The sequence below is a fragment of the Nostoc sp. genome, assembly GCF_036919815.1.
In the GTDB taxonomy this organism is placed as follows: Bacteria; Cyanobacteriota; Cyanobacteriia; order Cyanobacteriales; family Nostocaceae; genus Nostoc.
In genome coordinates, this window is the sequence record NZ_JBALCE010000016.1 from 1 (window position 1) to 23,641 (window position 23,641).

18 protein-coding genes are annotated in these 23,641 nt (G+C 44.0%); 14 read left to right on the forward strand and 4 right to left on the reverse strand.

Going from position 1 to position 23,641, the window contains the following annotated elements:
* The first annotated feature begins 168 nt into the window (after positions 1 to 168).
* The gene (gene nadC / locus V7K15_RS05595) at positions 169 to 1,035 is read left to right on the forward strand and encodes a carboxylating nicotinate-nucleotide diphosphorylase (RefSeq protein ID WP_334903760.1); all 867 of its coding nucleotides are present in this window, start codon (positions 169 to 171) and stop codon (positions 1,033 to 1,035) included.
* 15 nt (positions 1,036 to 1,050) lie between these two features.
* Here nadC and V7K15_RS05600 read toward each other — a convergent pair whose 3' ends face one another.
* Complete coding sequence (locus V7K15_RS05600) at positions 1,051 to 1,152, reverse strand: element excision factor XisI family protein (RefSeq protein WP_442949651.1); 102 nt, start codon at positions 1,150 to 1,152, stop codon at positions 1,051 to 1,053.
* Between the two features lie 406 nt (positions 1,153 to 1,558).
* Positions 1,559 to 2,746 (reverse strand): ISAs1 family transposase, encoded by a 1,188-nt coding sequence (locus V7K15_RS05605; RefSeq protein WP_334903761.1) that lies wholly within the window; start codon positions 2,744 to 2,746, stop codon positions 1,559 to 1,561.
* Between the two features lie 459 nt (positions 2,747 to 3,205).
* Between V7K15_RS05605 and V7K15_RS05610 the strand changes: the two genes are divergently transcribed.
* Positions 3,206 to 6,505, forward strand: coding sequence for an efflux RND transporter permease subunit (locus V7K15_RS05610; protein ID WP_334903762.1), 3,300 nt, complete (start codon positions 3,206 to 3,208; stop codon positions 6,503 to 6,505).
* 37 nt (positions 6,506 to 6,542) lie between these two features.
* Here V7K15_RS05610 and V7K15_RS29910 read toward each other — a convergent pair whose 3' ends face one another.
* Positions 6,543 to 6,977, reverse strand: a complete 435-nt coding sequence (locus V7K15_RS29910; protein WP_442949649.1) for a hypothetical protein — start codon at positions 6,975 to 6,977, stop codon at positions 6,543 to 6,545.
* 239 nt (positions 6,978 to 7,216) lie between these two features.
* On the opposite strand from V7K15_RS29910, the gene V7K15_RS05615 reads away from it, so the two are divergent.
* From V7K15_RS05615 to V7K15_RS05645, 7 genes are all read left to right on the forward strand, one after another.
* Entirely contained in the window at positions 7,217 to 9,163 is a 1,947-nt protein-coding gene (locus V7K15_RS05615; protein WP_334903763.1) for a pentapeptide repeat-containing protein, read from the forward strand.
* Positions 9,164 to 9,497: 334 nt separating this feature from the next.
* Positions 9,498 to 11,039, forward strand: a complete 1,542-nt coding sequence (locus tag V7K15_RS05620) for an FAD-binding oxidoreductase (protein ID WP_334903764.1) — start codon at positions 9,498 to 9,500, stop codon at positions 11,037 to 11,039.
* A gap of 29 nt (positions 11,040 to 11,068) precedes the next feature.
* Positions 11,069 to 11,773: an actin-binding WH2 domain-containing protein gene (locus V7K15_RS05625; RefSeq protein WP_334903766.1), complete on the forward strand. Its 705-nt coding sequence runs from the start codon at positions 11,069 to 11,071 to the stop codon at positions 11,771 to 11,773.
* Between the two features lie 35 nt (positions 11,774 to 11,808).
* Positions 11,809 to 12,516: an actin-binding WH2 domain-containing protein gene (locus tag V7K15_RS05630; RefSeq protein WP_334903768.1), complete on the forward strand. Its 708-nt coding sequence runs from the start codon at positions 11,809 to 11,811 to the stop codon at positions 12,514 to 12,516.
* A gap of 234 nt (positions 12,517 to 12,750) precedes the next feature.
* A complete protein-coding gene (locus V7K15_RS05635; protein WP_334903770.1) occupies positions 12,751 to 13,155 on the forward strand; it encodes an NIL domain-containing protein in 405 nt (134 codons plus the stop codon).
* 228 nt (positions 13,156 to 13,383) lie between these two features.
* Positions 13,384 to 14,367 (forward strand): CHAD domain-containing protein, encoded by a 984-nt coding sequence (locus V7K15_RS05640; RefSeq protein ID WP_334903771.1) that lies wholly within the window; start codon positions 13,384 to 13,386, stop codon positions 14,365 to 14,367.
* Between the two features lie 741 nt (positions 14,368 to 15,108).
* Positions 15,109 to 16,707, forward strand: a complete 1,599-nt coding sequence (locus tag V7K15_RS05645; RefSeq protein WP_334903773.1) for a B12-binding domain-containing radical SAM protein — start codon at positions 15,109 to 15,111, stop codon at positions 16,705 to 16,707.
* Positions 16,708 to 16,818: 111 nt separating this feature from the next.
* On the opposite strand, the gene V7K15_RS05650 is transcribed toward V7K15_RS05645, so the two are convergent.
* Positions 16,819 to 17,196, reverse strand: coding sequence for a nuclear transport factor 2 family protein (locus V7K15_RS05650; protein ID WP_334826932.1), 378 nt, complete (start codon positions 17,194 to 17,196; stop codon positions 16,819 to 16,821).
* A gap of 397 nt (positions 17,197 to 17,593) precedes the next feature.
* On the opposite strand from V7K15_RS05650, the gene V7K15_RS05655 reads away from it, so the two are divergent.
* The 5 genes from V7K15_RS05655 to V7K15_RS05675 all read left to right on the forward strand — a co-directional run bounded on the left by V7K15_RS05655 (position 17,594) and on the right by V7K15_RS05675 (position 23,636).
* The gene (locus tag V7K15_RS05655) at positions 17,594 to 17,791 is read left to right on the forward strand and encodes a hypothetical protein (protein WP_334903775.1); all 198 of its coding nucleotides are present in this window, start codon (positions 17,594 to 17,596) and stop codon (positions 17,789 to 17,791) included.
* A gap of 6 nt (positions 17,792 to 17,797) precedes the next feature.
* Positions 17,798 to 18,841, forward strand: a complete 1,044-nt coding sequence (locus V7K15_RS05660; RefSeq protein ID WP_334903777.1) for a DUF2891 domain-containing protein — start codon at positions 17,798 to 17,800, stop codon at positions 18,839 to 18,841.
* A gap of 313 nt (positions 18,842 to 19,154) precedes the next feature.
* Positions 19,155 to 20,198: a type I glyceraldehyde-3-phosphate dehydrogenase gene (gene gap, locus V7K15_RS05665; protein WP_334903779.1), complete on the forward strand. Its 1,044-nt coding sequence runs from the start codon at positions 19,155 to 19,157 to the stop codon at positions 20,196 to 20,198.
* Between the two features lie 854 nt (positions 20,199 to 21,052).
* Positions 21,053 to 22,483 (forward strand): pyruvate kinase, encoded by a 1,431-nt coding sequence (pyk, locus tag V7K15_RS05670; RefSeq protein WP_334903781.1) that lies wholly within the window; start codon positions 21,053 to 21,055, stop codon positions 22,481 to 22,483.
* A gap of 148 nt (positions 22,484 to 22,631) precedes the next feature.
* Positions 22,632 to 23,636, forward strand: coding sequence for a transaldolase (locus tag V7K15_RS05675; RefSeq protein WP_334903783.1), 1,005 nt, complete (start codon positions 22,632 to 22,634; stop codon positions 23,634 to 23,636).
* The last annotated feature ends 5 nt before the right edge of the window (positions 23,637 to 23,641 follow it).

Consider the following 23,641-nt stretch of genomic DNA (forward strand, 5'->3'; position numbering starts at 1 on the left):
TTCTCGCTTCCCTCTCAGGCACTTATTCAATATAACGAACCTCCTCTATCTTGTCAACTATTTTTCCAAAATTTATTTTGGACTGTTTTTCAGTCTCCATTAAAGCCTTAGACAGTAAGGGTTTTAGGCTATAGTATTCCTGGAAGTCACGAAGGAAGCGATAAAGTTGTGAGGAATTCTGGTGTTTTGCCGCCCTGGCTGGTTTTAGATCCACTTTTGCATGGCTGGTTGTTGGAGGATATTGGCAGGGGCGATCGCACAACAAATGCGCTACTAGTAGAAGATGTGACGCTAGGCTCTGCTAAATGGATAGCCAGAGCTTCTGGGATAATTGCTGGCTTACCAGTTGCATCTAGGGTGTTTCAGATATTGAATGAAAAAGTCAGCTTTGTGAGGGTTGCGGCTGAAGGTGCATGGTGTGAGCCGGGAGAGGTTGTAGCTCAAATTCATGGTTCGCTGGATGCGCTGCTGATGGGGGAACGGGTGGCGCTCAACTTGGCTATGCGGTTGAGTGGGATTGCGACGCTGACTAATATATATGTAGAGAAAATTGCTGATTTACCTGCTCAGTTGGTGGATACGCGTAAAACTACACCAGGGCTGAGACTGTTGGAAAAGTACGCGACTGCGGTGGGTGGGGCGATTAATCACCGCATGGGGTTGGATGATGCGGTGATGATTAAGGATAATCACATTGCGGCGGCTGGGGGAATTGGAGAAGCAGTTACCCGTATTCGTTCTCAGATACCTTATCCCTTGACAATTGAGGTGGAGACGGAAAGTTTAGAGCAGGTGAAAGAAGCTTTGCAGCACAACGCTGACATTATCATGTTGGACAATATGCCTTTGGATATGATGCGTCAAGCGGTGCAGTTGATTCGCCAGCAGGATAACCGGGTGAAAATTGAAGCTTCGGGGAATGTGACTTTGGAAACTATTCGCGGTGTTGCAGAGACGGGTGTGGATTATATTTCTAGCAGTGCGCCGATTACTCAGTCGAAGTGGTTGGATTTAAGTATGAGGATTGTACTTTAAATATAATGAGGCGAATCATCCTACTGCAAAGTTGGTGTAATGTCGCATTTTTGGAGGAGCAAAGCCTAAAACAATGTCTTTCTTGGAGACACCGAGTTCAACCAACTGGTTTGCAATCCTAACTAAGAAAACTTTTGATTTCTAGAGAAACTTTCAGTCCTTCCCTCTTAGCTTAGTATTTTTCTAACTTTTGTTGAAGATAATTTTGAAATTTTATTAATCCTCCTTCTCCCCAACGTTGTGTGAAAGCTTTTAATTTTTTTATTTTATACACCTTTCCATTCGCAGAAAAGTTAACACCAGAAGCAAAGAAAATCCTGGTACTAGGAGGAGCATTCCAATCATTAGTTACCCAAATAACTTCAATCGAACGATATTTATATAGTTCCCCAAAAGCCCTCTCAAATAACAACTAATTTTAGATAAGATCATGTCCGCTTGATTGCTTATTTAACCCGAAGAACCCCGCCCCCGCCAAAGCTACGCTTTGTCTCCCCTCCCCGCTCTTCGAGAGCAGGGTGGATTAATTGTCGAGAGAGAAAAGTTTTTCTCTCTCGACCGTTGGACTCACAAGCATTCCACAAGAGGAGTCGGAGTGGTGAAATAACGCATCAAAAATCATTTGAAGTTGGTTAGCCATCAGCCTTAAGGCTTCGGGAATAGTCCGACAATTTAACTGACGAGCCAGGGAAACTAAAAACTGTCTAACCATCGCCCAATTAGCTGGTGAAAAACCGCCAGTATGAATACAGTTATCTTCATTTAAAGTTACATCCTTGATCCAATGAAGCTGATTTTCGATTGACCAATGACCACGAATAGCCTCAGCAAATTCTGAGGCTGAACAATTTAAGCTACTTAAATAAAAGTGTCGTTCATCATAATCAAGAATTTGGCGACGACTTTTCTTTCCTTGAGGTCGAGTTCCATATCTGTTAACCTCAATTAAACTTTTGGCCCCAACCCAATCAGGTAGTAATTCAGGTGGAATTGAATAGACTTTTACCTGGCGAGTGGTCTTTCGTCCATGCAAACGTTCATCATGGTAATTGGTATCAATAGCGATTGAGGATTCAGCTAGCTCAGTAGCTACTTTCAGCAGATTTGGCTGGTTTCCTTTAATAGTAATAATGTAGTCATTTTCTCCCTCAATAATTAACTCAACAGTTTTTTCATGTATTTGTAGTGCATCTGCTGTAATCACGATATGATGCCCAGAAAGTGTTTTAATTAGCTCTTCTACCACACTAATCTCACTTTTTTCGTGATTCTCCATAGCTTGATGTCTGACTACCCATCCTTGCTGATGACTATAAACTGAAACAATACTCACAAAGTTTTGATAATATTTATTTCCCCCTGTCACAGTACTTTTAATACATTTACCATCGATGGCAAATAGTTCTTTGAAATTAATTGGCAAACTATTCTCTGCCCAGAAGTTAAATAGTTCAGCTAATATCTGAAAATCAATAGACATCATGATATTTCTGAATGTTGATGCTGATGGTAATTGAATATCTGGAGATAAATCTAATAATTTGATTAGGGATAATCGATGATTTTTAGTGAACTCAGCTAAAGGCTTATACCCCCAATATCCCGTACAACTACCTAACAAAACTATAGTTAGTATTATCCAAAGTCTATGTCTAATCCCTCTGGCATGTCGATAATCGGGAACCCCTTGGATTGCTTCGATTAAATTCATTCCCAACTTTCCTCTGTTTTTGGTGTTTTTCTCAAGGAATCATCCTTCCATGTTATATTTTCTCTCTCGACAATTAATCCACCCTGCCTAACCCCCCTTAAAAAGGGGGGATCTTAAAGAGCCAACTTTTTAAGGGGGTTGGGGGATTTCTTGTGCGTAAGTCCTAGTTAGGTAAGAAAAGCGTTTTAGGATTGCCCTCATCCCCTAACCCCTTCTCCCATCTTGGGAGAAGGGGAACTGGAGAATTTGCTCCCCTCTCCCATTTTTGGGAGAGGGGCTGGGGGCAACGCATGAGCTTTTTCTGTGCCCCAACCATAGATATGGTTGAAATAAATGAAAACTGCTGTAAAATTCCTCAATCCCCAATTTGGCGCGATCGCCAACACTAAGCCTGAATAAATACTTATATTAATAAAAAGCTACTACCTCAATAACCAGTCTTGGACTTTTCACTGATTTATGTTTGTCAATACCTTCATCAGACGTCCAGTACTGACGACGGTCTGTACGTTCATTATTTTGCTGCTGGGAAGCATCTGTATTCCGATCCTTCCCATTTCTCAGCTACCAGACCTCGCCCCGGTGCAAATCACCGTTAGCTCCAACAATACTGGTGCGGATGCTCAAACCACAGAAAGTACTGTCACCAACATTATTGAGCGACAAATTAATGGTGTTAAAGATGTATCTTATATATCTTCTAATACGGGTAATGATGGTTCCAGCAATATAACTGTCTCCTTCCCAACGAATGTCAATAGCGATATTGCTCAAGTAAACGTTCAAAATAAACAATCACTTGCTTCACCTCAACTGCCAGATACTGTTCAACGAACAGGTGTCACCGTTGAAACGGCATCGAGCAGTCTGCTTCTGGTCTTTGGGTTTTACTCAGAAAATAATGAGTACGACAACATTTTTATCAGCAACTATGTTGATCTGTTTATTTTCGATCAGATCAAACGGCTTCCTGGTGTAGGAAGTGCCAGGATTTTTGGGGAGCGCAAATATGCCATGCGTCTTTGGCTTGATCCCAACAAGCTTGCCCAACATCAACTAACTCCTCAAGATGTGACAACTGCCCTGCAACAACAAAATATTCAGGTGGGTGCAGGGGCGATTGGTAAGGAACCAGCACCAGATAATCAAAGCTTTGAATTTGCTTTACGGGCAACCAGTCGATTTAAAGATGCGGCTGAATTTGAAGACATGGTGCTAAAGGTGGGCCAAAATGGCACCAGTAGCAGCCTAGTTAAGGTCAGAGATATCGGTCGAGTTGAACTGGGAGCAGAAAGCTATCTCGCTGATGCCAAATTCACCATCCCAGGAAATTCTCCCAAGCCAGCCGTCGGTTTGGGGATATATCAACTTCCCGGTAGTAATGCCCTGGATGTTGCTCATGCTGTTGAAGAGCAGATTGCAATACTATCGAAGAATTTTCCACCTGGACTAAAAGCACAGTTGGCATTTGATACCACTCCATTTGTAGAAATTTCTTTAGAAGAAGTTCTGCACACTCTGGTTGAAGCGATTATCCTGGTGGTCTTGGTAATTTTTATCTTTTTGCAAGACTGGCGTACCACGATCATTCCCACTGTGGCGATTCCCGTTTCCCTAGTTGGGACGTGTGCTTTTCTGTTGGTTTTAGGATTTCAGATTAATACACTGACCTTATTTGGTTTCGTTCTGGCGATCGGTATTGTCGTCGATGATGCGATTATTGTGGTGGAGGCAGTTGCAGTCAAACTGGAGCAGGGCATGAAGCCCTTTGATGCGGCTGTCGAAGCGATGGAGGAGTTGACTGGAGCAATCATTGCCACTTCACTTGTACTCATGGCGGTATTTATTCCAGTTGCATTCATTCCGGGTACTACTGGGATTGTCTACAAACAATTTGCGTTAACTGTTGCTTCCTCCATTGGCATCTCGGCTTTCAACGCTTTAACCTTCTCTCCAACTATGGCAGTCATCCTCATGCGCCCACCTCAGACGCCACGGGGACCTTTGGGGTGGTTTTTTACGCAGTTTAATCGGGGATTTGGCTGGTTCACGCGTCGCTATGTTGGGTTTGTTAGCTACCTTACCCATATCAAGCCGATTGTAGTTGGGGTTTTCATCACTGGTTTAGTCGCAACGGTTTTGATGTACAAAGCAGTGCCTACCGGATTTATTCCAGAGGAAGATCAGGGTTACTTCTTTGTAGTTGTCCAGGGACCGGATGGGGTTTCTTTGAAATACACCGAATCTGTGATGGAGCGGGTTGCTAAGGAAGTAACATCGCTTCCCGAAGTTAGAGCCAGTTTTATGATCAGTGGCTTTGGTTTCGATGGCAATGCTTCTAATTTAGGGATTGCTTTTGCTAACCTAAAACCCTGGAAAGAGAGAACTCAAGAATCTCAGTCTGTGTATGGAATACTTCAGAGGATGAACAAAAAGCTCTCTGCAATTACAGATGCTAGAGCGATCGCTGTCAATGCTCCTCCGGTTAGAGGGTTAAGTACTACGGGTGGTTTTGAGTTTATCATTCAAGATAAAACCGGAAGTGCGCCGATTCAAACCCTAGTTGATACTGCTCAAAAGTTCATTGGGGCGGCAAATAAAAACCCTGTTCTCCAACGAGTCTTTACTCAGTTCACCGCAGATACTCCCCAATTTGACATTCAGGTAAATCGTAACCAAGCTAAATCTCTGAACGTCGATATTAACCAAATATTTGGGGCGTTGCAAAGTTACTTGGGGTCGCAATATGTGAATGACTTTGTGCAAGGACAGCGACAGTATCGAGTATATGTCCAAGCAGATGGGGTTTTCCGCTCTAATCCAGATGATATTGGCAAGTTGTATGTTCGCTCTGCAAGTGGGGCGATGATTCCCTTGAGCAATCTGGTGAAAGTTACTCCCTTTGTCGGGCCGAAAACCGTTTCGCATTATAACTTGTACAGGTCAATCAAAGTCCAGGGCGCTCCGGCTCCCGGTGCTAGTTCTGGACAGGCGATTCAAGCGATGGAGAAACTAGCAGCAGAGGTTTTACCTCAAGGGTTTGGTTATGAATGGACAGGGACTTATCTCCAGGAGAAGACATCTGGGGGATCTACGGGCTTAATTTTTGCTTTAGCGATCGTTATTGTCTTTCTGGTGCTATCGGCTCAGTATGAAAGCTACATTGACCCGCTCATTATTTTGCTGACAGTTCCCCTGGCAATTTTGGGAGCGATGACGGCGATTTGGCTACGTTCCAATATTTTCATGGCAGATAGCCTTTTCCCGAAAGTGGTGGATGATATCTATTGCCAAGTGGGTTTGGTGACTTTGATTGGTCTAGCTGCCAAGAACGCGATTTTAGTCGTGGAATTTTCCAATCAGCTGCATGAAGAGGGCATGAGCTACACGCGGGCGGCAGTGAAAGCGGGGCAAGAACGTCTGCGACCGATCTTAATGACCTCCTTTGCTGCGCTGTTAGGATTTTTGCCCTTGGTGATTTCCCAAGGGGCTGGAGCTAGCAGCCGTTGGTCTTTAGGAACAGCGCTCTTTGGGGGGCTGCTGCTTTCGACGTTCTTGAATTTGTTTTTGGTGCCAATTCTGTATATTTTGGTTAAGAGCGGGGCTGAGGCTATATTTTCTCGGAAGGGATCGGGTGGTTCAAAGCCTCCAGATTCTCCTAATGGAACTTCGGGACATGGACATGGACATGGGGCTTTGCCTGCTGGCTCAAGTCAGCCAGAGACACAACTTAGGTCTCAGCAGGATGGGATCAGCTGATTTTTGCAGTTAAGTCTTTATTTGGCTCTGCCGTAAGTCAAGAGGCAGAGCCTCTTATAGGCATTCCCAGCCGGAGACTGGGAACGAGATACGAGATAAACGGCACTCTCAAGAATAGGATGCGATCGCTAAAATAACTGTGAATGAGTCTTTTAGCTCCGTGAACGAGTCTTTGAACTCCGTGAACGAGTCTTTTAGCTCCGTGAACGAGTCTTTGAACTCCGTGAATAAGTCTTTTAGCTCCGTGAATGAGTCTTTGAACTCCGTTAACGAGTCTTTTAGCTCCGTGAATGAGTCTTTGAACTCCGTTAACGAGTCTTTGAACTCCGTTAACGAGTCTTTTAGCTCCGTTAACGAGTCTTTGAACTCCGTGAATGAGTCTTTTAGCTCCGTGAACGAGTCTTTGAACTCCGTGAATGAGTCTTTTAGCTCCGTGAACGAGTCTTTGAACTCCGTTAACCTGACTTTTCACGGTATCTGGAAAACCTCTCTCTAAATCTCTCTCCTTTTAGGAGAGAGACTTTGAATTTTCCCCCTTCCCTTGTAGGGAAGGGGGTTAGGGGGTTAGGTTTTTCGTGGCTTTTCCACATAACGTGAAAAGTCAGTTCCGTTAACGAGTCTTTGAAGCTCAACTAACAAATATATCTAACCATTCCTGAATTTACAGGGGTCAGCGTGTAGTAAAATTTGCTCACCTCCGTAAAGTGGAACATGGCTTTAGACTTCTCCGGTCAAAATCTCCGAGGATGCAACTTCAAAGGTAGACAAGACCTTGCGGGTGCAAACTTTAGCTATGCCGACATCCGAGGGGCAAAGTTCACCAACGCTAATTTAACAGGCGCAAACTTCAGCCATGCCAAAGCTGGACTACAACGCCGTTGGGCAATTTTCCTAGTCCTTGTTTCATGGCTGCTGTCGGGACTGTCAGGATTTTTCTGGGCTGTCAACGGTTATCTTGTGTCACTAATATTTGATACTTCCAACTTACAGAATCAGATTGTCGGCTTGTCCAGCCTAATCGTATTATTTGCCTTTTTCTTCGTCACAATTCGCCAAGGGGTAACAGCTGGTTTAGGAGCCGTAGCCGGAGCCGTAGCCGTAGCCGTAGCCGGAGTCGGAGCCGGAGTCGGAGCCGTAGCCGTAGCCGTAGCCGTAGCCGGAGCCTTAGCCGTAGCCGGAGCCGGAGCCGGAGCCGTAGCCGTAGCCGTAGCCGTAGCCGTAGCCGTAGCCGTAGCCGGAGCCGTAGCCGGAACTGGAACGTTAGTTAGCATCTACATCAGTTGGCGAGCCATGAAAGGAGACGAAAAGCACTCCTTGATTCGTAATATCGCGATCGCCTTTGCTGCAACAGGAGGTACAAGTTTTCGTGGCGCTAACTTAACCAATGCTGATTTCACCCAAGCAACGCTTAAAAGTACAGATTTCCGAAACACTATCCTTATCTGTAGCTGTTGGCATCAAACCAAAATGCTTGACCGTGTTCGTCCTGGTTTAACTTATCTTCAAAACTCACAAATACGTCAACTGCTAGTTACAGGACAGGGACAGGACAAGAACTTTGACCGTCAAAACCTGCGAGGTATCAACTTACAAGCAGCAAACTTAGCAGATACCAGCTTTATCGGCGCTGATCTCAGTGAAGCTAATTTACAAGATGCCGATTTGTCAAGAGCAAAGCTTAAACAAACGCAACTAGACGGCACAGATTTAACAGGTGCAACTCTCACCGGCGCATACATCGAAGATTGGGGGATTACAAATACAACTAAATTGCATGGGGTGAGGTGTGAATATGTCTTCATGCGCTTACCCACCAAAGAAGACCCCGACCCCCTCCGCAAACCTGATAATAAACAAGAGGTATTTGCAGACGGGGATTTTGCCGACTTTCTCAAGCCAATTTTTGACACCCTCGACCTTTATCATAATCAAGGCGTTGATCCTCGCGCGATCGCGATCGCTCTCAAAAACCTCGCTGAAAACCATCCCGAAGCTCAGTTAGAAATCGTGGCAATGGAGAAACGCGGCGATGATAAAATCTTACTCAGAGCCAAAACCGCAGCAGGTAGCAATAAATCTCAACTGAGTGCCGAATATTTTGATGACTATAATCAATTCAAAGCTTTATCGCAGAGTCAGCAATTATTGCTGGTAGAAAAAGATAGTTATATTAGTGATTTAAAAAATATGATCACAACTGCACTTGGGCATCCCAAATCTTATACACAAGGAAATACCATCATGTCTGATATCAGTGGCATCAGTATTCAAGGCAGCAGTAATGTTAGCGGTATCGCTGGCGGTGGTTCGGTTGCCAACCTGGGAACTATTAGTGGTAATGTGAGTATTGCCCTCAATGAGTTACCTGATTCACCAGAAGCAGATAAACCAGGAATTAAAGAATTGTTGACGCAGTTGCACGAGGCAATTTCACAGTCATCAGATTTGCCGGAAACAGACAAAGCTGATGCCTTGTTACAAGTAGAAGCTTTAGCAGAAGCAGCTAAAAATCCTCAAGAATCCACCAAGCAAAAGACTGCAAAAAATGCAATCACCATGTTGAAAGGGCTATTTTCTGGTTTACCTGCGATCGCTTCCCTGGTTGAAGCGACTAATAAACTATTCCCTGCGATTTCTAAATTATTCGGTTTAGGATAATTTATCGCTGTTCTCGTTGAGATGCAACACACCGTAGTTAAATCGGCGTTGTAATTCGTAATTCGTAATTTGTAATTTACGCAATGTGCTACTTATTCTTAAAACCCCTCTCCAAACCTCTCTCCTTTTAGGGGAGAGGCTTTGATTCTTGCTCCCCTTCCCTCTCTTCTCTACGAGAGGCTTCGCCAACGAGACGCTGCGCGAAGGTAGGGAAGGGGTTGGGGGTTAGGTTTGAGAGAAAGTTGCACACGGCGTTAATTTGTAATTGCCTATGATCATATCTACTTTCTTCATTCTCAGGTAGTTTTGGAATGTAGAGTTAAATTTTTCCAAAATGTCTTTAACTGAAGAAATTCTTTCCCAATTACCCGGCGATGTTTTAGCAGGATTGCGCCAAAGCGATCGCATCCTCACATCCCTGAGAGAAAACACCGCACCTATCCCAACGTTACTTAAAGAAAGTCAACAGCCTTTAGGTGTCGCAGACTTCGATGTAATTATCTGCGGCGGCACTTTGGGCATTTTAATTGGTTGCGCTTTGGCGGTGAAGGGACTGGGGGTGGCGTTGATGGAACGGGGAATTTTGCGGGGGAGGGAACAAGAATGGAATATTTCTCGCAAAGAATTAGATGTGTTTGTGGAATTGAACTTGCTAACAGAGGAGGAATTAGCAAGTGCGATCGCCACTCAATATAACCCAGCACGAGTTAGTTTTGATGGCGGTACAGAAGTTTGGGTAGAAGATGTTTTGAATATCGGCGTAGATCCAGTTTATCTACTGGCTACCTTGAAAACCCGATTTATCGCCACTGGGGGAAAGTTGTTAGAAAACACACCCTTTACTGAAGCGCTAGTTCATCCAGATGGGGTGATGGTAAATAACCAATTCAAAACTCGGTTATTAATCGACGCGATGGGACATCTTTCACCCATCACCCAACAAGCACGCCAAGGCAAAAAACCAGACGCGCTGTGCTTAGTTGTGGGAAGTTGCGCCCAAGGTTTTCCTGAAAATAACTCAGGCGATTTAATATTATCATTCACACCTTTACAAAATCAATGTCAGTACTTCTGGGAAGCCTTTCCAGCCAGAGATGGCAGAACAACTTACTTGTTTACCTACATGGATGCACATCCCCAACGTTTGAATTTAGAAGCTCTGTTTGAAGAATATCTGCGTCTCTTACCAGAATATCAGGGAGTGGAATTGAACAAGCTGAAATTTCAGCGATCGCTATTTGGTTTCTTTCCCACCTATCGCCAAAGTCCCCTAAAAACCCCTTGGAATCGCATTCTAACAGTGGGAGATAGCAGTGGTAGTCAATCTCCCTTAAGTTTTGGTGGTTTTGGGGCAATGGTGCGTCACCTGAAGCGTTTAACTTATGGCATTTATGAAGTGTTGGAAACGGAACAATTATCAGCAAAAGCGATTGCACTGCTGCAACCCTATCAGCCAAGTTTGAGTGTGACCTGGTTGTTTCAAAGGGCGATGAGTGTTGGTGTAAATCAGAAAATTGCCCCCGATCAAATTAATCAACTACTCTCGGCGGTATTTCAGGAAATGCAACAGTTGGGTACACCAGTGCTAAAACCATTTTTACAGGATATAGTGCAGTTTTCAGCATTAACACAAACATTGTTAAAAACTGGTTTATCCCATCCGGGATTAGTTGCCAAGATAATTCCACAAGTAGGTTTGGGAAGTTTATTAGATTGGCTGGTGCATTACGGGAATTTAGGTGTATATACTGCCTTGTTTTCGCTAAGTCCAATGTTAGAAACATGGATTAAGAATCAACCAAACGAACAACAATATTATTGGCATCGTTTGATTGATGCCTGGAAGTATGGTTCTGGCGGTGATTACTCAGATTAAACTTAGAATTTTAGCTGTATGAGGATAACATGATTGAACGGAAATCTTTAGGAATAAAATACTTTGCAGTGCTGATTGCATTCTTGCGCGATCGCCCAGGTTTTTTAGAGGAAGTTCGCCAAGGTACAAGATTACCAACTAAAATCATTTCTCTACTGGTTTGCAGTTCTTTATTTCTCGCCGCTTATGGCGGAATCATTGGTGCATACCATAGCTGGATGCAAGCTTTATCTTCCGCCATTAAACTCCCAGCCCTTTATTTAATCACGCTCCTTATTTGTATTCCGACGTTGTTCTTTGCTAATATTATTTTTGGTTCCAAGCGGACTTTTGCACAGCATTTAGCATTAGTATTGACTGCGGTTTCAGTCACAAGCGTACTTTTATTTAGCTTTGCACCAATCACACTGTTTTTCATAATTACCACCAATAATTACCAATTTTTAATCTTGTTAAATGTCTTTATTTTTGCATTGACTGGATTTATTGGTGTTTCCTCTTTATATCACGCCACGAGTTTAGTTTTAGAACAAGATAATGAAGGTAGCAAGACACGCCAGAAGATTTTACAATTTTGGCTATTTCTTTACGCTTTCGTAGGCAGTCAGTTAGGATGGACTCTCAGACCGTTTTTTGGCACACCTGATTCTGTCTTTCAACTATTCCGTGAAAGAGAAGGCAATTTTTATCTGAGTGTGATTCAAGCTATTAGTTATCTTTTGGGAATCCGTTAATTAGTAATTCCACAAAATATCCAACATATAATATTATGCTGAAAAAACAAAATCACGGGATTCAACAATTTGGTGTTTTGGTTAATTTACTCCGCGATCGCCAAGCTTTCTTAGAAGAAATTCGTCACGGAGTAAGATTACAAAATAAAATCAGTTCTCTGTTCGTAACTAGTTCCATTTTCTTTGCCATCTATGGCGGAATTATCGGTGCATCTCACAGTTGGGCGCAGGCATTATCTGGGGCTATTAAACTTCCGGCATTTTATTTATTAACACTGATCATCTGTTTCCCAACTTTGTTCTTTTTTAATGTTTTGTTTGGTTCGCGGAGTAGTATTCAACAGCATTTTGTTGTGTTGCTCACATCTGTATCAGTAATTAGTGTGCTTTTATTCAGCTTGGCACCAGTTACACTATTTTTTCTGATCACTACACCCGATTCTTATCAATTTTTTAAACTGTTGAATGTGTTAATTTTTGGCATTACAGGCATCTTTGGCGTTAAATTCCTGTATGAAGGAATGCAATTACTTTCTCAACAAGATGAAGTTGGCAAAAAAACTCGCACGACTATTTTAAGATCGTGGTTATTGCTTTATGCCTTTGTTGGTATGCAGTTAGGATGGTTTCTCAGACCGTTTTTTGGTGCCCCTGACTCTAAATTTGAATTGTTTCGGGCGGTGAAAGGCAACTTCTATCTGGATATTGTAACGGCGATTTCGGAAATTTTAGGTTTGCGTTAATCTAATATTTATACGTTAGAACTTACGCAAAAACCCTCTCAAACTCTCATTCCTCCGTGACGCGCCAGTTGCTACAACTCTTGGAACCCCCGCAACACACTGGCTTCTCTGCGTCCTCTGTGGTAGCCTGCGGCAAGCCGAAGCGTCTACGTTTTCCATAACCTGTGCGTAAGTCCTATCTGTTTAGATAAAACTCCCAATACGCTACAACAAGAAAAAACCTCTGCTAATCCGATGAAAAAACGAGTCACACTCACCTTCCCGAAACGCGCCGTGCAAATGCCAGTCACTTACGTACTCGCCAAAGAGTTTAACGTCGCCGCCAATATTATCCGCGCCCAAGTTGCCCCAAATCAAATTGGCAAACTGGTAGTAGAACTAGCGGGAGACATCGATCAATTAGATGCGGCGATTGAGTGGATGCGATCGCGCCATGTTAACGTTTCTCATACATTAGGGGAAATTGCGATCGACGAGGATATCTGTGTCCACTGTGGCTTGTGTACTGGGGTTTGTCCTACCGAAGCCCTCACCCTCCACCCAGAGACATCCAAGTTGACATTCACGCGATCGCGCTGTATCGTTTGCGAACAGTGTATTCCCAGCTGTCCTGTACAGGCAATCTCTACAAATCTCTAGCAATCTGTCAAGTCAACTATCCTGGGTAAATATATCAAATCGCCAGGGTGAATCTGCTATTTAGACCTTTGATAGATATTGCATATTGATAGAAGAGTATGCAACTATCAATAGACATAAGCATACTTTACAATCCTGATTACATAAAAACATATCAAAAGTATATGCAGCTTTTTAACTAATGTTATTATGCAATAACCTCATGAGGTATTGTCATTAAGATCAATTATGAAATTAGCCACACAAACCACGGTAAAAACTTTAGGGGACTACGCCTACCAAGCGATTGAAAAACACTTTAAGAAAACCTTGAAGTGGGAAAAATCAGTGAAGAAAGATGAAGATCCAGAAGCGCTGCACCAAATGCGAGTGGGAATGCGTCGCCTACGGACAGCTGTAACTAGGTTTGGGCTAGCAGTGGATGTGTCAAAACCAGTCAGCGATAAAAATATCGGTAAAATAGCCCGTCGTCTTGGTAATCTTCGAGATTTAGATGTACTCAAAGAAAGTTTGGAAAAGAATTATAAACCAAACTTACCCCGCAAAGAACAGGAATCTCTGCAAACAGCTTTCACAGCTTTGGCTAAACAACGTGAAGATGTACTATCGAGTGTGCAGAAAACGTTAAAGGATGAATCTTACAAGTCTCTCAAAGATTCCTTAGACAAGTGGTTAGAGAAACCCAGTTATCAACCTTTGGCATCTTTTAGCATTCAGCAAGTGCTACCAGACTTACTTTTACCAGAAGTGAGTAACTTGTTATTGCATCCGGGTTGGCTAGTTGGCACCGAATTTGTGGACTCAGAAGTGAAAATTCAGAAAAACTGGGAACCAGAAAAGATAGAAAAACAATTAACAATAGAAGGTGGAATTCTTCACAGTTTGCGAAAAGAAGCTAAACGTGTACGCTACCAGATGGAGTTATTTAGTGACTTATATGGTGAGTCTTACGCAGCTTCTCTTACACAAGTGAAAAATATCCAAGAAATTTTGGGTACTATGCAAGATAGTGCTGTCTTAACTGACTGGCTTTCAGATGTCTTCAAGTCAGAAATTCAGACTCAGTTACCCACCCTTGCTAAATTATTAACTGAAAATCGTTACCAGTCGTGGAAGCAGTGGCAACCCTTACAAGAACGGTATCTGAAAGCTGAAACTAGGCATAGTTTTCATTTAACAATACTGCACCCGCTTTCAGGGGTAATAAATTAAAAGTTACTCTTTGTTGGGCAAGCATTGGATTAACCAGCACAGGCGTAATGCTAGAGAAAGCGTTAGCTTGTGCCATATCTCGTTAAAAAGTTCCAAATAAATTAGGGCTTACGCAAAATAAGCTGTCGCGCATTTAATTTGCATAACTAGGGCGGGCAAGATGCCTACCCCACAAGAGATTCATTTTTTTGAGGATGCAAATTAAAAGATTTTTAGCTTATCTATAGGACTCTGATTTGATTTCTGAAAACATACTGAGACTGAAAAGCTCGTTTGATCAGGGTTTTATCTGAAATCTTGTTCAAAAATCAGATATGAGTCCTATATCAAACTCTGATTTCTCTGTGTCCTCTGAGCCTCTGTGGTAGCCTCCGGCAAGCCGCTTCTCTACGAGACGCACTTGCGTTTGCGTCTACTTTATTCCGTAACTTGTGCGTAAGTCCTATAAATGCACGAATTGTTGCAAATTCGCCAAGTCATAAAAAGAACAGATGTTAGAATCGTCGCACAAGTCCTAGTCTTTCCGACTAAATCCTTTACCCATAAATAAATGTTTGAGGATTTCGGAAAATTCCGATGTCTACAGTAATAATCGCCTTGACAAGATATTGCTTTGTCTAAATCAGTCATAGTAGAGGTTACAACTACTGTATACAGAAGTTCCTCTAATCTGTTGTCAGACTGATTCAGCTTTAGATAAACTCAACTACTAGCAAACATTAAAGGTTATAAGCATCGAATATGAACATTTTACTTTTATATCCCCGTTTTCCAAAAAGTTTTTGGTCTTTTGAAAAGACACTGGCTTTATTAGATCGTAAAGCAATGCTACCGCCTTTAGGCTTGGTAACTGTAGCCGCGATTTTACCCCAAGAATGGGAATTCAAGCTGGTAGATCGAAATGTTCGCGTTTGTACAGAAGCAGAATGGGCTTGGGCAGATTTAGTTATTATGTCGGCGATGATTGTGCAAAAAGAGGATTTGCTCTCTCAGATATTAGAAGCAAAGCAAAGAGGTAAGCGAGTTGCTGTGGGTGGGCCTTTCCCGACAGCGTTACCGAATGAAATGACATCCGTTGGGGCAGACTACTTGATATTAGATGAAGGGGAAATCACCCTACCTTTATTTGTAGCAGCGATCGCACGCGGCGATCGCACAGGTATTTTTCGCTCTGATGGTGAAAAACCAGATGTCACTAATACTCCGATTCCTCGCTTTGACTTACTAGAGTTTGATGCCTATGCGGAGATGTCGGTGCAATTTTCCCGTGGATGTCCCTTCCAGTGTGAGTTCTGCGACATTATTGTACTCTACGGTCGCAAACCCCGCACCAAAGACCCAGATCAATTATTAGCAGAACTTGATTATCTCTACAAACTGGGTTGGCGGCGCAGTATTTTTATGGTGGATGACAATTTCATCGGTAATAAGCGGAATGTCAAATTATTTTTGAAATCCCTTCTGCCCTGGATGGTGGAACATAACTATCCCTTTTCCTTTGCTACAGAGGCTTCAGTTGATTTAGCCCAAGATCAAGAACTGATGGATTTGATGGTAGTGTGTAATTTTGGAGCTGTTTTTCTGGGAATTGAAACCCCCGACGAAGAAAGTCTCACCTTCACTCAGAAATACCAGAATACCAGAGACTCGCTCAGTGAAGCGGTGCATAAGATTACCCGCTCAGGGCTGCGAGTCATGGCAGGCTTTATCATTGGGTTTGATGGCGAGAAGACAGGAGCAGGCGGACGAATTGTCAAGTTTGTCGAAGAAACAGCAATTCCCACAGCCTTATTTAGTATGCTGCAAGCACTTCCAGATACAGCCCTCTGGCATAGATTAGAAAAGGAAGGACGACTCCGCAACAAATCAGCCAATATCAACCAAACCACGTTGATGAACTTTGTGCCAACTCGACCGTTAGAAGACATCGCTCACGAATATGTGCAGGCGTTCTGGGATTTGTATGAGCCAGAGCGGTTTTTGGAGCGTACATACAAACACTTCCGTCTTTTGGGCGAAGCAACCTATCCGAAAAAGGGCAAAGGTGCTAAGAAACCATTGAACTGGAAAGTACTCCGGGCGTTGCTGGTGATTTGTTGGCGCCAAGGTGTACGTCGTCAAACGCGCTGGCAATTCTGGCGCAACTTGTGGAGTATGTATCAGCATAATCCCGGTGGCGTGAGTAGCTACTTAGCTGTTTGTGCCCAAATTGAGCATTTCGTGGAGTATCGCCAAATTGTTCGGGATGAAATTGAGGCTCAAGTAGCTGGATTTCTGGAAGCAGAAGCTAGGGTAAAACCGGAAGCAGAAGTGATGGAAGTGTTAGGAAGTTTAAAATAATAACTCAGATCACAATAGGCTTGGGTTAAGACAAATTGTTGGGTGTGTTTGGAAAAGCAACCTCTTTGCGTCAGACACTACCCCACCGTTCGTTGCAGCGCCTTGTTAGGCTCAGTGGCCGGACAATGGAGGTGGACAGATTTCCATAGTTTGAATCAAGCCATGCTCAATGGTATAACGATGACCAACGTGCTGATCGGAAAGAACTGTTCCAGCTAGGTCGCGCACGACCTGATGCACATCGACTAAAATACGCCCGGAATCCTCTCGGTGAAAGGAAATCGGCTCAACGTGCGGATTGATGCCGGACCATTGCCTCGTCCAGTAAGCGCGGACTGCTTGATGTCCATCGACATAACCGCCTTCAAACGCTTTCGGCCAAGCCACGTCAGGAGTCGTTGTGGCGAGGGCGGCATCAATATCTCGCGCGTTGAAGGCAGCGTACGCCGCGCGTATCAGTTCAATTTCTGGTGCAGATTTATCTGGCATAAGAGGTGTGGTGAAGGACATGCAGCAGGGCTTAACATACTAGTTAAGATATTTTTTGAGTTTACCAGACAAGGACATTCTGACAAGAAAATCACCCACGCCCTTTGGTGTTGCTGAATCAAAATATGAATTAGGCGTAGGCGTAGCCCGCACTTCTCTACGAGACGCTGCGCGTAGCTTGCTTCCACGTACTCCTGCGGAGGACAAGCTACGCGGAGCGTCTCGTAGAGAAGTGGTACGACAAAGCTCAGTGACCATCGTAGACATCGCTTCAAGCTTAACGCCCGCAGCGCCACAGAACTACGAATGTGATCTGATGCACATCTTGGACATTTCATAGCGATCGCTCTAATTCATATTTCTATTCTGTAATGCCAATCCATCGGCTGCATTGTTAATGCGTTCCCCTACAATGCCAACGCATCCCGATGCAATGCCAATGCATCCCCCTGCAATGCCAACGCATCCCGATGCAATGCCAATGCATCCCGATGCAATGTTAATGCGTCCCCCTGCAATGCCAATGCATCCTGATGCAATGTTAATGCGTTCCCCTGCATTAAAAACGCTACGCTTTTACGCAAAGCTCTACTAAGTAATTATGCCACCCGATAATTTGGAGATTAATGAAACGATCGCAGCACAATTTGCTCAATTAGTGCTGGATTGTATCGCGCGGGAATATCCCAACAGTAATCTGTATTGGGCTGATAGCGACGAGGATATAAAACCACCGCGTGAATTGACTCCTGCTTTTTATGGCTGCTTAGATTGGCATTCAGCCGTACATGGTCACTGGTTGCTGGTACGTCTGATGCGTCACTTTCCTGAAGCCTCTTTCAATGCAGCGTCAAAGCAAGCACTTGATCAAAGCCTAACACCTGAGAAGATTCAAGGAGAGATTGCCCATTTTCAACGGCTATCCTTTTATGAATTTCCTTATGGTGTGGCATGGCTTCTGCAACTGGCTGCGGAACTTCACGAGTGGAATCATCCTCAAGCGAAAGAATGGCGGATTGTATTGGAACCGCTAGAAAAGTTGATTCTAGGTAACTTACAGCGCTGGATTGACGGACTGAAACTTCCAAATCGTACAGGAATGCATAGCCAAACAGCTTTTGCATTTGGTTTGATGCTAGATTGGGCAAGGATTACCGAAAATACTGACTTCACTCAGTTAGTGGAGAACAAGGCACGGCAATTCTATCTTAGCGATCGCAATTACTCGTTACACTTTGAGCCACTTGGCTACGATTTTCTCTCTCCTGGCCTTGCTGAAGCAGACCTGATGCGGCGAATCCTCCCAACAACAGCTTTTACTGACTGGCTGACCGATTTTCTTCCCCAAATACCGATTGAGACTTCAGCAAATTGGTTAGAACCGAACATAGTAGATAATCCTAAAGATTATATGCAATCGCACTTCTACGGTCTTAATCTCAGTCGTGCTTGGATGCTTGAGGGGATCATCTCTAGATTAGCAAATAGCGATCGCCGCATAGAAACACTTCGCTCTGCTGCGGTTCACCATCGTCAAAATGGACTAGCAAATGTTGTAAGTGAACATTATGCAGCTAGTCACTGGCTAGGAACTTTTGCTGTTTACCTTTTAACGAATCGTGGGTTGCAAGGGCAAATTATTTAATATAGTCTGGGCGATCTAATAGACATAGGAGTGAAAAAGAATTGTTTTGACGTCGCACTGCTACGTCTCTACAAGGGTTATAGGTAACGCATATTTAATTTATGGAGATGTCTAATGTATCAAAACTGCTTAAATCGGGGTTTTACCAATGCCAAGTGCCCAATGCCCAATGCCCCAATCCTTAAAAGATGCCAAGTAAACTTGGCTTAACCGACTGAAACTGTCAGGATCAGAAAGTAAAGAGTAAAAGGCAATCTATTTTGACTTTTAACTTTCTCCTTTTGTTCAACTTTCCACAACGGGAGGTTTAATCTTGACTAAATTAAAAGTTGGTATCAATGGCTTCGGTCGAATCGGGCGACTTGTGCTTCGCGCTGGCATCGATAATCCTAACATTGAGTTTGTGGGGATTAACGACTTAGTACCACCAGATAACCTCGCTTACCTATTAAAGTACGACTCAACCCACGGTAAACTAAAGCTCAAGGTTGAAGCCAAGGAAGATGGCATCCTCATTGACGGACACTTTATCCCTTGTGTGTCGGTGAGGAATCCAGCCGAGTTGCCTTGGGGACAATTAGGTGCAGATTATGTGGTAGAATCTACGGGACTCTTCACTGGCTATGAAGGGGCGGCAAACCACCTGAAGGCAGGTGCAAAGCGAGTGATAATTTCCGCTCCCACCAAAGATCCAGATACAGTTCCTACCCTGCTGATGGGTGTAAATCATCACTTATTTGACCCCAGCAAAGATATAATTGTCTCCAATGCTAGCTGCACTACAAACTGTCTAGCTCCGATCGCTAAGGTGATCAATGACAACTTTGGGTTGACCGAAGGGTTAATGACCACAGTTCATGCCATGACTGCCACCCAGCCAACTGTAGACGGACCCAGCAAGAAAGACTGGCGAGGTGGTCGAGGTGCAGCTCAAAATATTATTCCCTCCTCCACAGGCGCAGCTAAAGCCGTAGCACTGGTTTTACCAGAGTTGAAGGGTAGGTTGACTGGTATGGCATTTAGAGTTCCGACTCCCGATGTCTCTGTAGTTGATTTAACTTTCAAAACTGCCAAAGCCACTAGTTATCAAGAAATCTGTGCTGCGATGAAGGAGGCTGCCGCCGGTTCACTAGCAGGTATTTTGGGCTACACAGATGAAGAAGTAGTTTCTACAGATTTTCAAGGCGATACCCATTCCAGTATCTTCGACGCAGGTGCTGGTATGGAGTTGAACTCCCACTTCTTCAAGGTAATTGCTTGGTATGACAACGAGTGGGGCTACTCAAATCGCGTGATTGACCTGATGTTGTCTATGTCACAGAAGGAAAAACTCGCACCGACAGCAGCTGTAGTTTGATTGGTCATTGGTTATTGGTCATTTGTGATTAACTCTTGACTTTTAAACGCCAGTTTGCACAAGCCGGAATACCCGGACATGCGACTGGCTGCCCTTAACTTTTGGAATGTGGGTTAAATGGTAAATACTTTGAAAACAAGACTATAGCGATGTCTACGATAGTCAAGTGCGGGTTACGGCTACGCTCGTTTGGATGCAATATACTCTAACTTCTTTCCTAAAATGAGAGAGGCTTTGAGGCTTACTCCCCTTCCCTGCAACGTAAGGGGTTAAGAGTTAGGTATATATTGTATGCAATTGAGAACCGCTATAAACAAAGTATCTTTTTTAGCAAATCAGTGATATGAAGCACATCTGAATTTAGATGCTTTGTGCGATCGCTACGACGCTCTACGCCTACGCACCCGTATAATACCAAGTTGCCAAAGTTAGTCTTGTTTGGAATCAAGGCCGCTACTGGACTAACTTTTGAGCAAATAATACTATCTATCGCAACTTGGTATAATATCAATTCTCCAAAAGAAGGCTAAAGATTTAAACCGGGAAACCCAAATAAAACCTGAAGTCTATTAATTACAGGCGTTGCATATTTGCGGGATGATTTGGCTGGTTTTGTGGGATGGACATCTTGCTTATCGTTTGTATTTCCGGGCGACCAGGATGCCCACCCCACAAGAATCATCCCTATTTTATCCAACGGCTAATTACGAATTAGGTTAGCGAGTCAGACGCTACGCACAGTCGCTAACCCTTCTCTACCAGACGCACAAGGAACACCCCTTGAGCGTGATTACAAATTACGAATTGGTATAAAACATCCAAATTTGCAGGTTACTCCTCAACCCCTAATCCCTATGCGTCGAACTAAAATCATTTGTACTGTTGGACCTGCTACATCTGCACCTGAAAAGCTGCAAGCCTTAGTAGAAGCTGGAATGAATGTGGCGCGGCTGAATTTTTCCCACGGAGCCTATGAATTTCACGCCCAAACTGCTCAGTATCTCAGGCAGATTAGCACTGATCAGCAAAAGCCGATCGCAATTATGCAAGACCTCTGTGGCCCGAAGATTCGTTTGGGAATTTTACCACCGGAAGGGTTAAATCTGGAAGCTGGTAGTGAAGTTACCTTTGTTTTGCAACAAAAGGGTGAGAGTATCGACGAACTACCCCTACCATTGCCGACTTTGTTCGCAATGGTGCGACCAGGCGAACCGATTTTGATTAATGATGGTCGCGTTAAGTTGATTGTCACCGATCGCGATGCCGATCGCATTCGCGCAGAAGTGAAAATTGGCGGGTTAATTTCTACGCACAAAGGAGTAAACCTGCCACAAACTCCTTTACCTGTGAGTTCAATCACTGAAAAAGACTTGCTGGATTTGCGCTTTGGGATTCAGTTGGGTGTAGACTGGGTAGCGGTGTCCTTCGTGCGATCGCCACAAGACTTAGAACCCGCCCGCAGGATGATTGAAGCAGCTGGCGCTTCCATCCGCTTAATTGCCAAAATCGAAAGGGCAGAGGCAGTAGAGCAGTTTGACTCCATTTTGAAGGTTGCCGACGGAATCATGATTGCCCGTGGCGATTTGGGCGTAGAAATGCCGATTCATGAAGTCCCTCTGATTCAAAAAGATATAACTCGCCGTTGCAATCATGCTGGAAAGCCGGTGATTACAGCTACGCAAATGCTAGAATCGATGATTAGCTCTCCCGATCCCACCCGCGCCGAAGCAACCGATGTTGCCAACTCCATTTTAGATGGTACGGATGCAGTAATGCTTTCTGGTGAAACAGCTGTCGGACAATATCCCGTCGCCGCCGTCCAGATGATGCACAATATCGCCGTGCGGACAGAACAAGCTTTAGATGAGGGTAGCAGACATTCTTGGTGCCATGAGGCAGGCAGTCTCAGCGTTACCGAATCTGTAGCAGAATCGGTGTGTCGCATCGCTTATGAAACAGGCTCACGGGCAATTCTCTGTAACACGACTTCAGGGAATACGGCAAGAATGGTCTCTAAATATCGGCCAACTTCTCCGATTATTGCCCTCACCCCTGACATCACCGCTTATCGGCAGCTAGCACTTTCTTGGGGTGTGGAACCTTTGCTGATCCCCCCAGTCCACAATGCCGAGGAGATGTTTAGCAATGTGGTAGACACAGTTGTAGGGATGGGTCTAGCGAATCAGGGCGATAAGGTGGTAATTACCTCTGGTGTTCCAATTGGTAAATCAGGAACAACTAGTTTAATCAAAGTGCATTCCATTGGACAGCCAATTTCAGCATAAGACTCTTAGAATAGGGCTGTGGCTCTGGATAATAAGCAAACTGGGCAATGATTCCGAAAAATTGCCAGAATCAGAATTGAAGGAATAGTAAAGAGTGTAAAGAACTGGGGAATTAAGTAAATCCTAAACAAACATCACGGAGTATTTTATGTCTAAGAATTTACTGGAACAATTGCGGAAAATGACTGTTGTGGTCTCAGATACAGGGGATATTCAGGCAATTGAAAAGTTCAAACCCCAAGACGCCACCACCAATCCTTCTCTAATTACTGCTGCGGCGCAGATGCCGGAATATCAGGGAATTGTCGATCAAACTTTACTCCAGGCAAAGAAAGATGCTGGAGGCAAAGCTACCCAAGCAGAGATAGTTTCTCTAGCTTTTGACACTCTGGCAGTTGCCTTTGGATTAAAGATTTTACAAATCATTCCCGGTCGCGTGTCTACGGAAGTGGACGCTCGCTTGTCTTACGATACTGAAGCTACCCTGACTAAGGCACGGGAATTAATTGCTCAGTATAAGGCCGCCGGAATTGGCTGCGATCGCGTTTTGATTAAAATTGCCTCCACCTGGGAAGGCATTCGCGCTGCGGAAATTCTGGAGAAAGAAGGTATTCACTGTAACCTTACCTTGTTGTTCGGTCTGCATCAAGCGATCGCCTGTGCCGATGCTGGTGTGACTCTAATTTCTCCCTTCGTTGGTCGGATTCTCGACTGGCACAAAAAAGATACTGGACGCGATAGCTACCCAGCAGCCGAAGACCCAGGAGTTTTGTCTGTCACCAAAATCTACAACTACTACAAGAAGTTCGGCTATAAAACCGAAATTATGGGAGCTAGTTTCCGCAACATTGGTGAAATTACTGAACTTGCCGGTAGTGATTTGTTGACAATTTCCCCAGCGCTTTTGGGTGAATTGCACGCAACTATTGGAGAACTGCCACGCAAACTCGACCCTGCCAAGGTAGCAAACTTGGAAATTGAAAAGATATCCGTTGATAAAGCTACCTATGACAAATTGCACGCTGCTGACCGCATGGCAACTGACAAACTAGACGAGGGCATCAAAGGTTTCACCAAGGCATTAGAAGACCTGGAGAAACTTTTGGCAGACCGACTAGTTCGCCTGGAAACAGAGGTAGTAGCAACTCATTAGAACGT

What these genes read in the sequence shown, in the direction of transcription:
- V7K15_RS05630 (WP_334903768.1), top strand. Translation starts at nt 11,809, where the DNA reads ATGCTGAAAAAACAAAATCACGGGATTCAACAATTTGGTGTTTTGGTT.
- V7K15_RS05650 (WP_334826932.1), bottom strand. Translation starts at nt 17,196, where the DNA reads ATGCCAGATAAATCTGCACCAGAAATTGAACTGATACGCGCGGCGTAC.
- V7K15_RS05635 (WP_334903770.1), top strand. Translation starts at nt 12,751, where the DNA reads ATGAAAAAACGAGTCACACTCACCTTCCCGAAACGCGCCGTGCAAATG.
- V7K15_RS05605 (WP_334903761.1), bottom strand. Translation starts at nt 2,746, where the DNA reads ATGAATTTAATCGAAGCAATCCAAGGGGTTCCCGATTATCGACATGCC.
- V7K15_RS05640 (WP_334903771.1), top strand. Translation starts at nt 13,384, where the DNA reads ATGAAATTAGCCACACAAACCACGGTAAAAACTTTAGGGGACTACGCC.
- V7K15_RS05660 (WP_334903777.1), top strand. Translation starts at nt 17,798, where the DNA reads ATGCCACCCGATAATTTGGAGATTAATGAAACGATCGCAGCACAATTT.
- V7K15_RS05645 (WP_334903773.1), top strand. Translation starts at nt 15,109, where the DNA reads ATGAACATTTTACTTTTATATCCCCGTTTTCCAAAAAGTTTTTGGTCT.
- V7K15_RS05610 (WP_334903762.1), top strand. Translation starts at nt 3,206, where the DNA reads ATGTTTGTCAATACCTTCATCAGACGTCCAGTACTGACGACGGTCTGT.
- V7K15_RS05615 (WP_334903763.1), top strand. Translation starts at nt 7,217, where the DNA reads ATGGCTTTAGACTTCTCCGGTCAAAATCTCCGAGGATGCAACTTCAAA.
- V7K15_RS05625 (WP_334903766.1), top strand. Translation starts at nt 11,069, where the DNA reads ATGATTGAACGGAAATCTTTAGGAATAAAATACTTTGCAGTGCTGATT.
- V7K15_RS05655 (WP_334903775.1), top strand. Translation starts at nt 17,594, where the DNA reads ATGCGTTCCCCTACAATGCCAACGCATCCCGATGCAATGCCAATGCAT.
- V7K15_RS05675 (WP_334903783.1), top strand. Translation starts at nt 22,632, where the DNA reads ATGTCTAAGAATTTACTGGAACAATTGCGGAAAATGACTGTTGTGGTC.
- V7K15_RS05620 (WP_334903764.1), top strand. Translation starts at nt 9,498, where the DNA reads ATGTCTTTAACTGAAGAAATTCTTTCCCAATTACCCGGCGATGTTTTA.
- pyk (WP_334903781.1), top strand. Translation starts at nt 21,053, where the DNA reads ATGCGTCGAACTAAAATCATTTGTACTGTTGGACCTGCTACATCTGCA.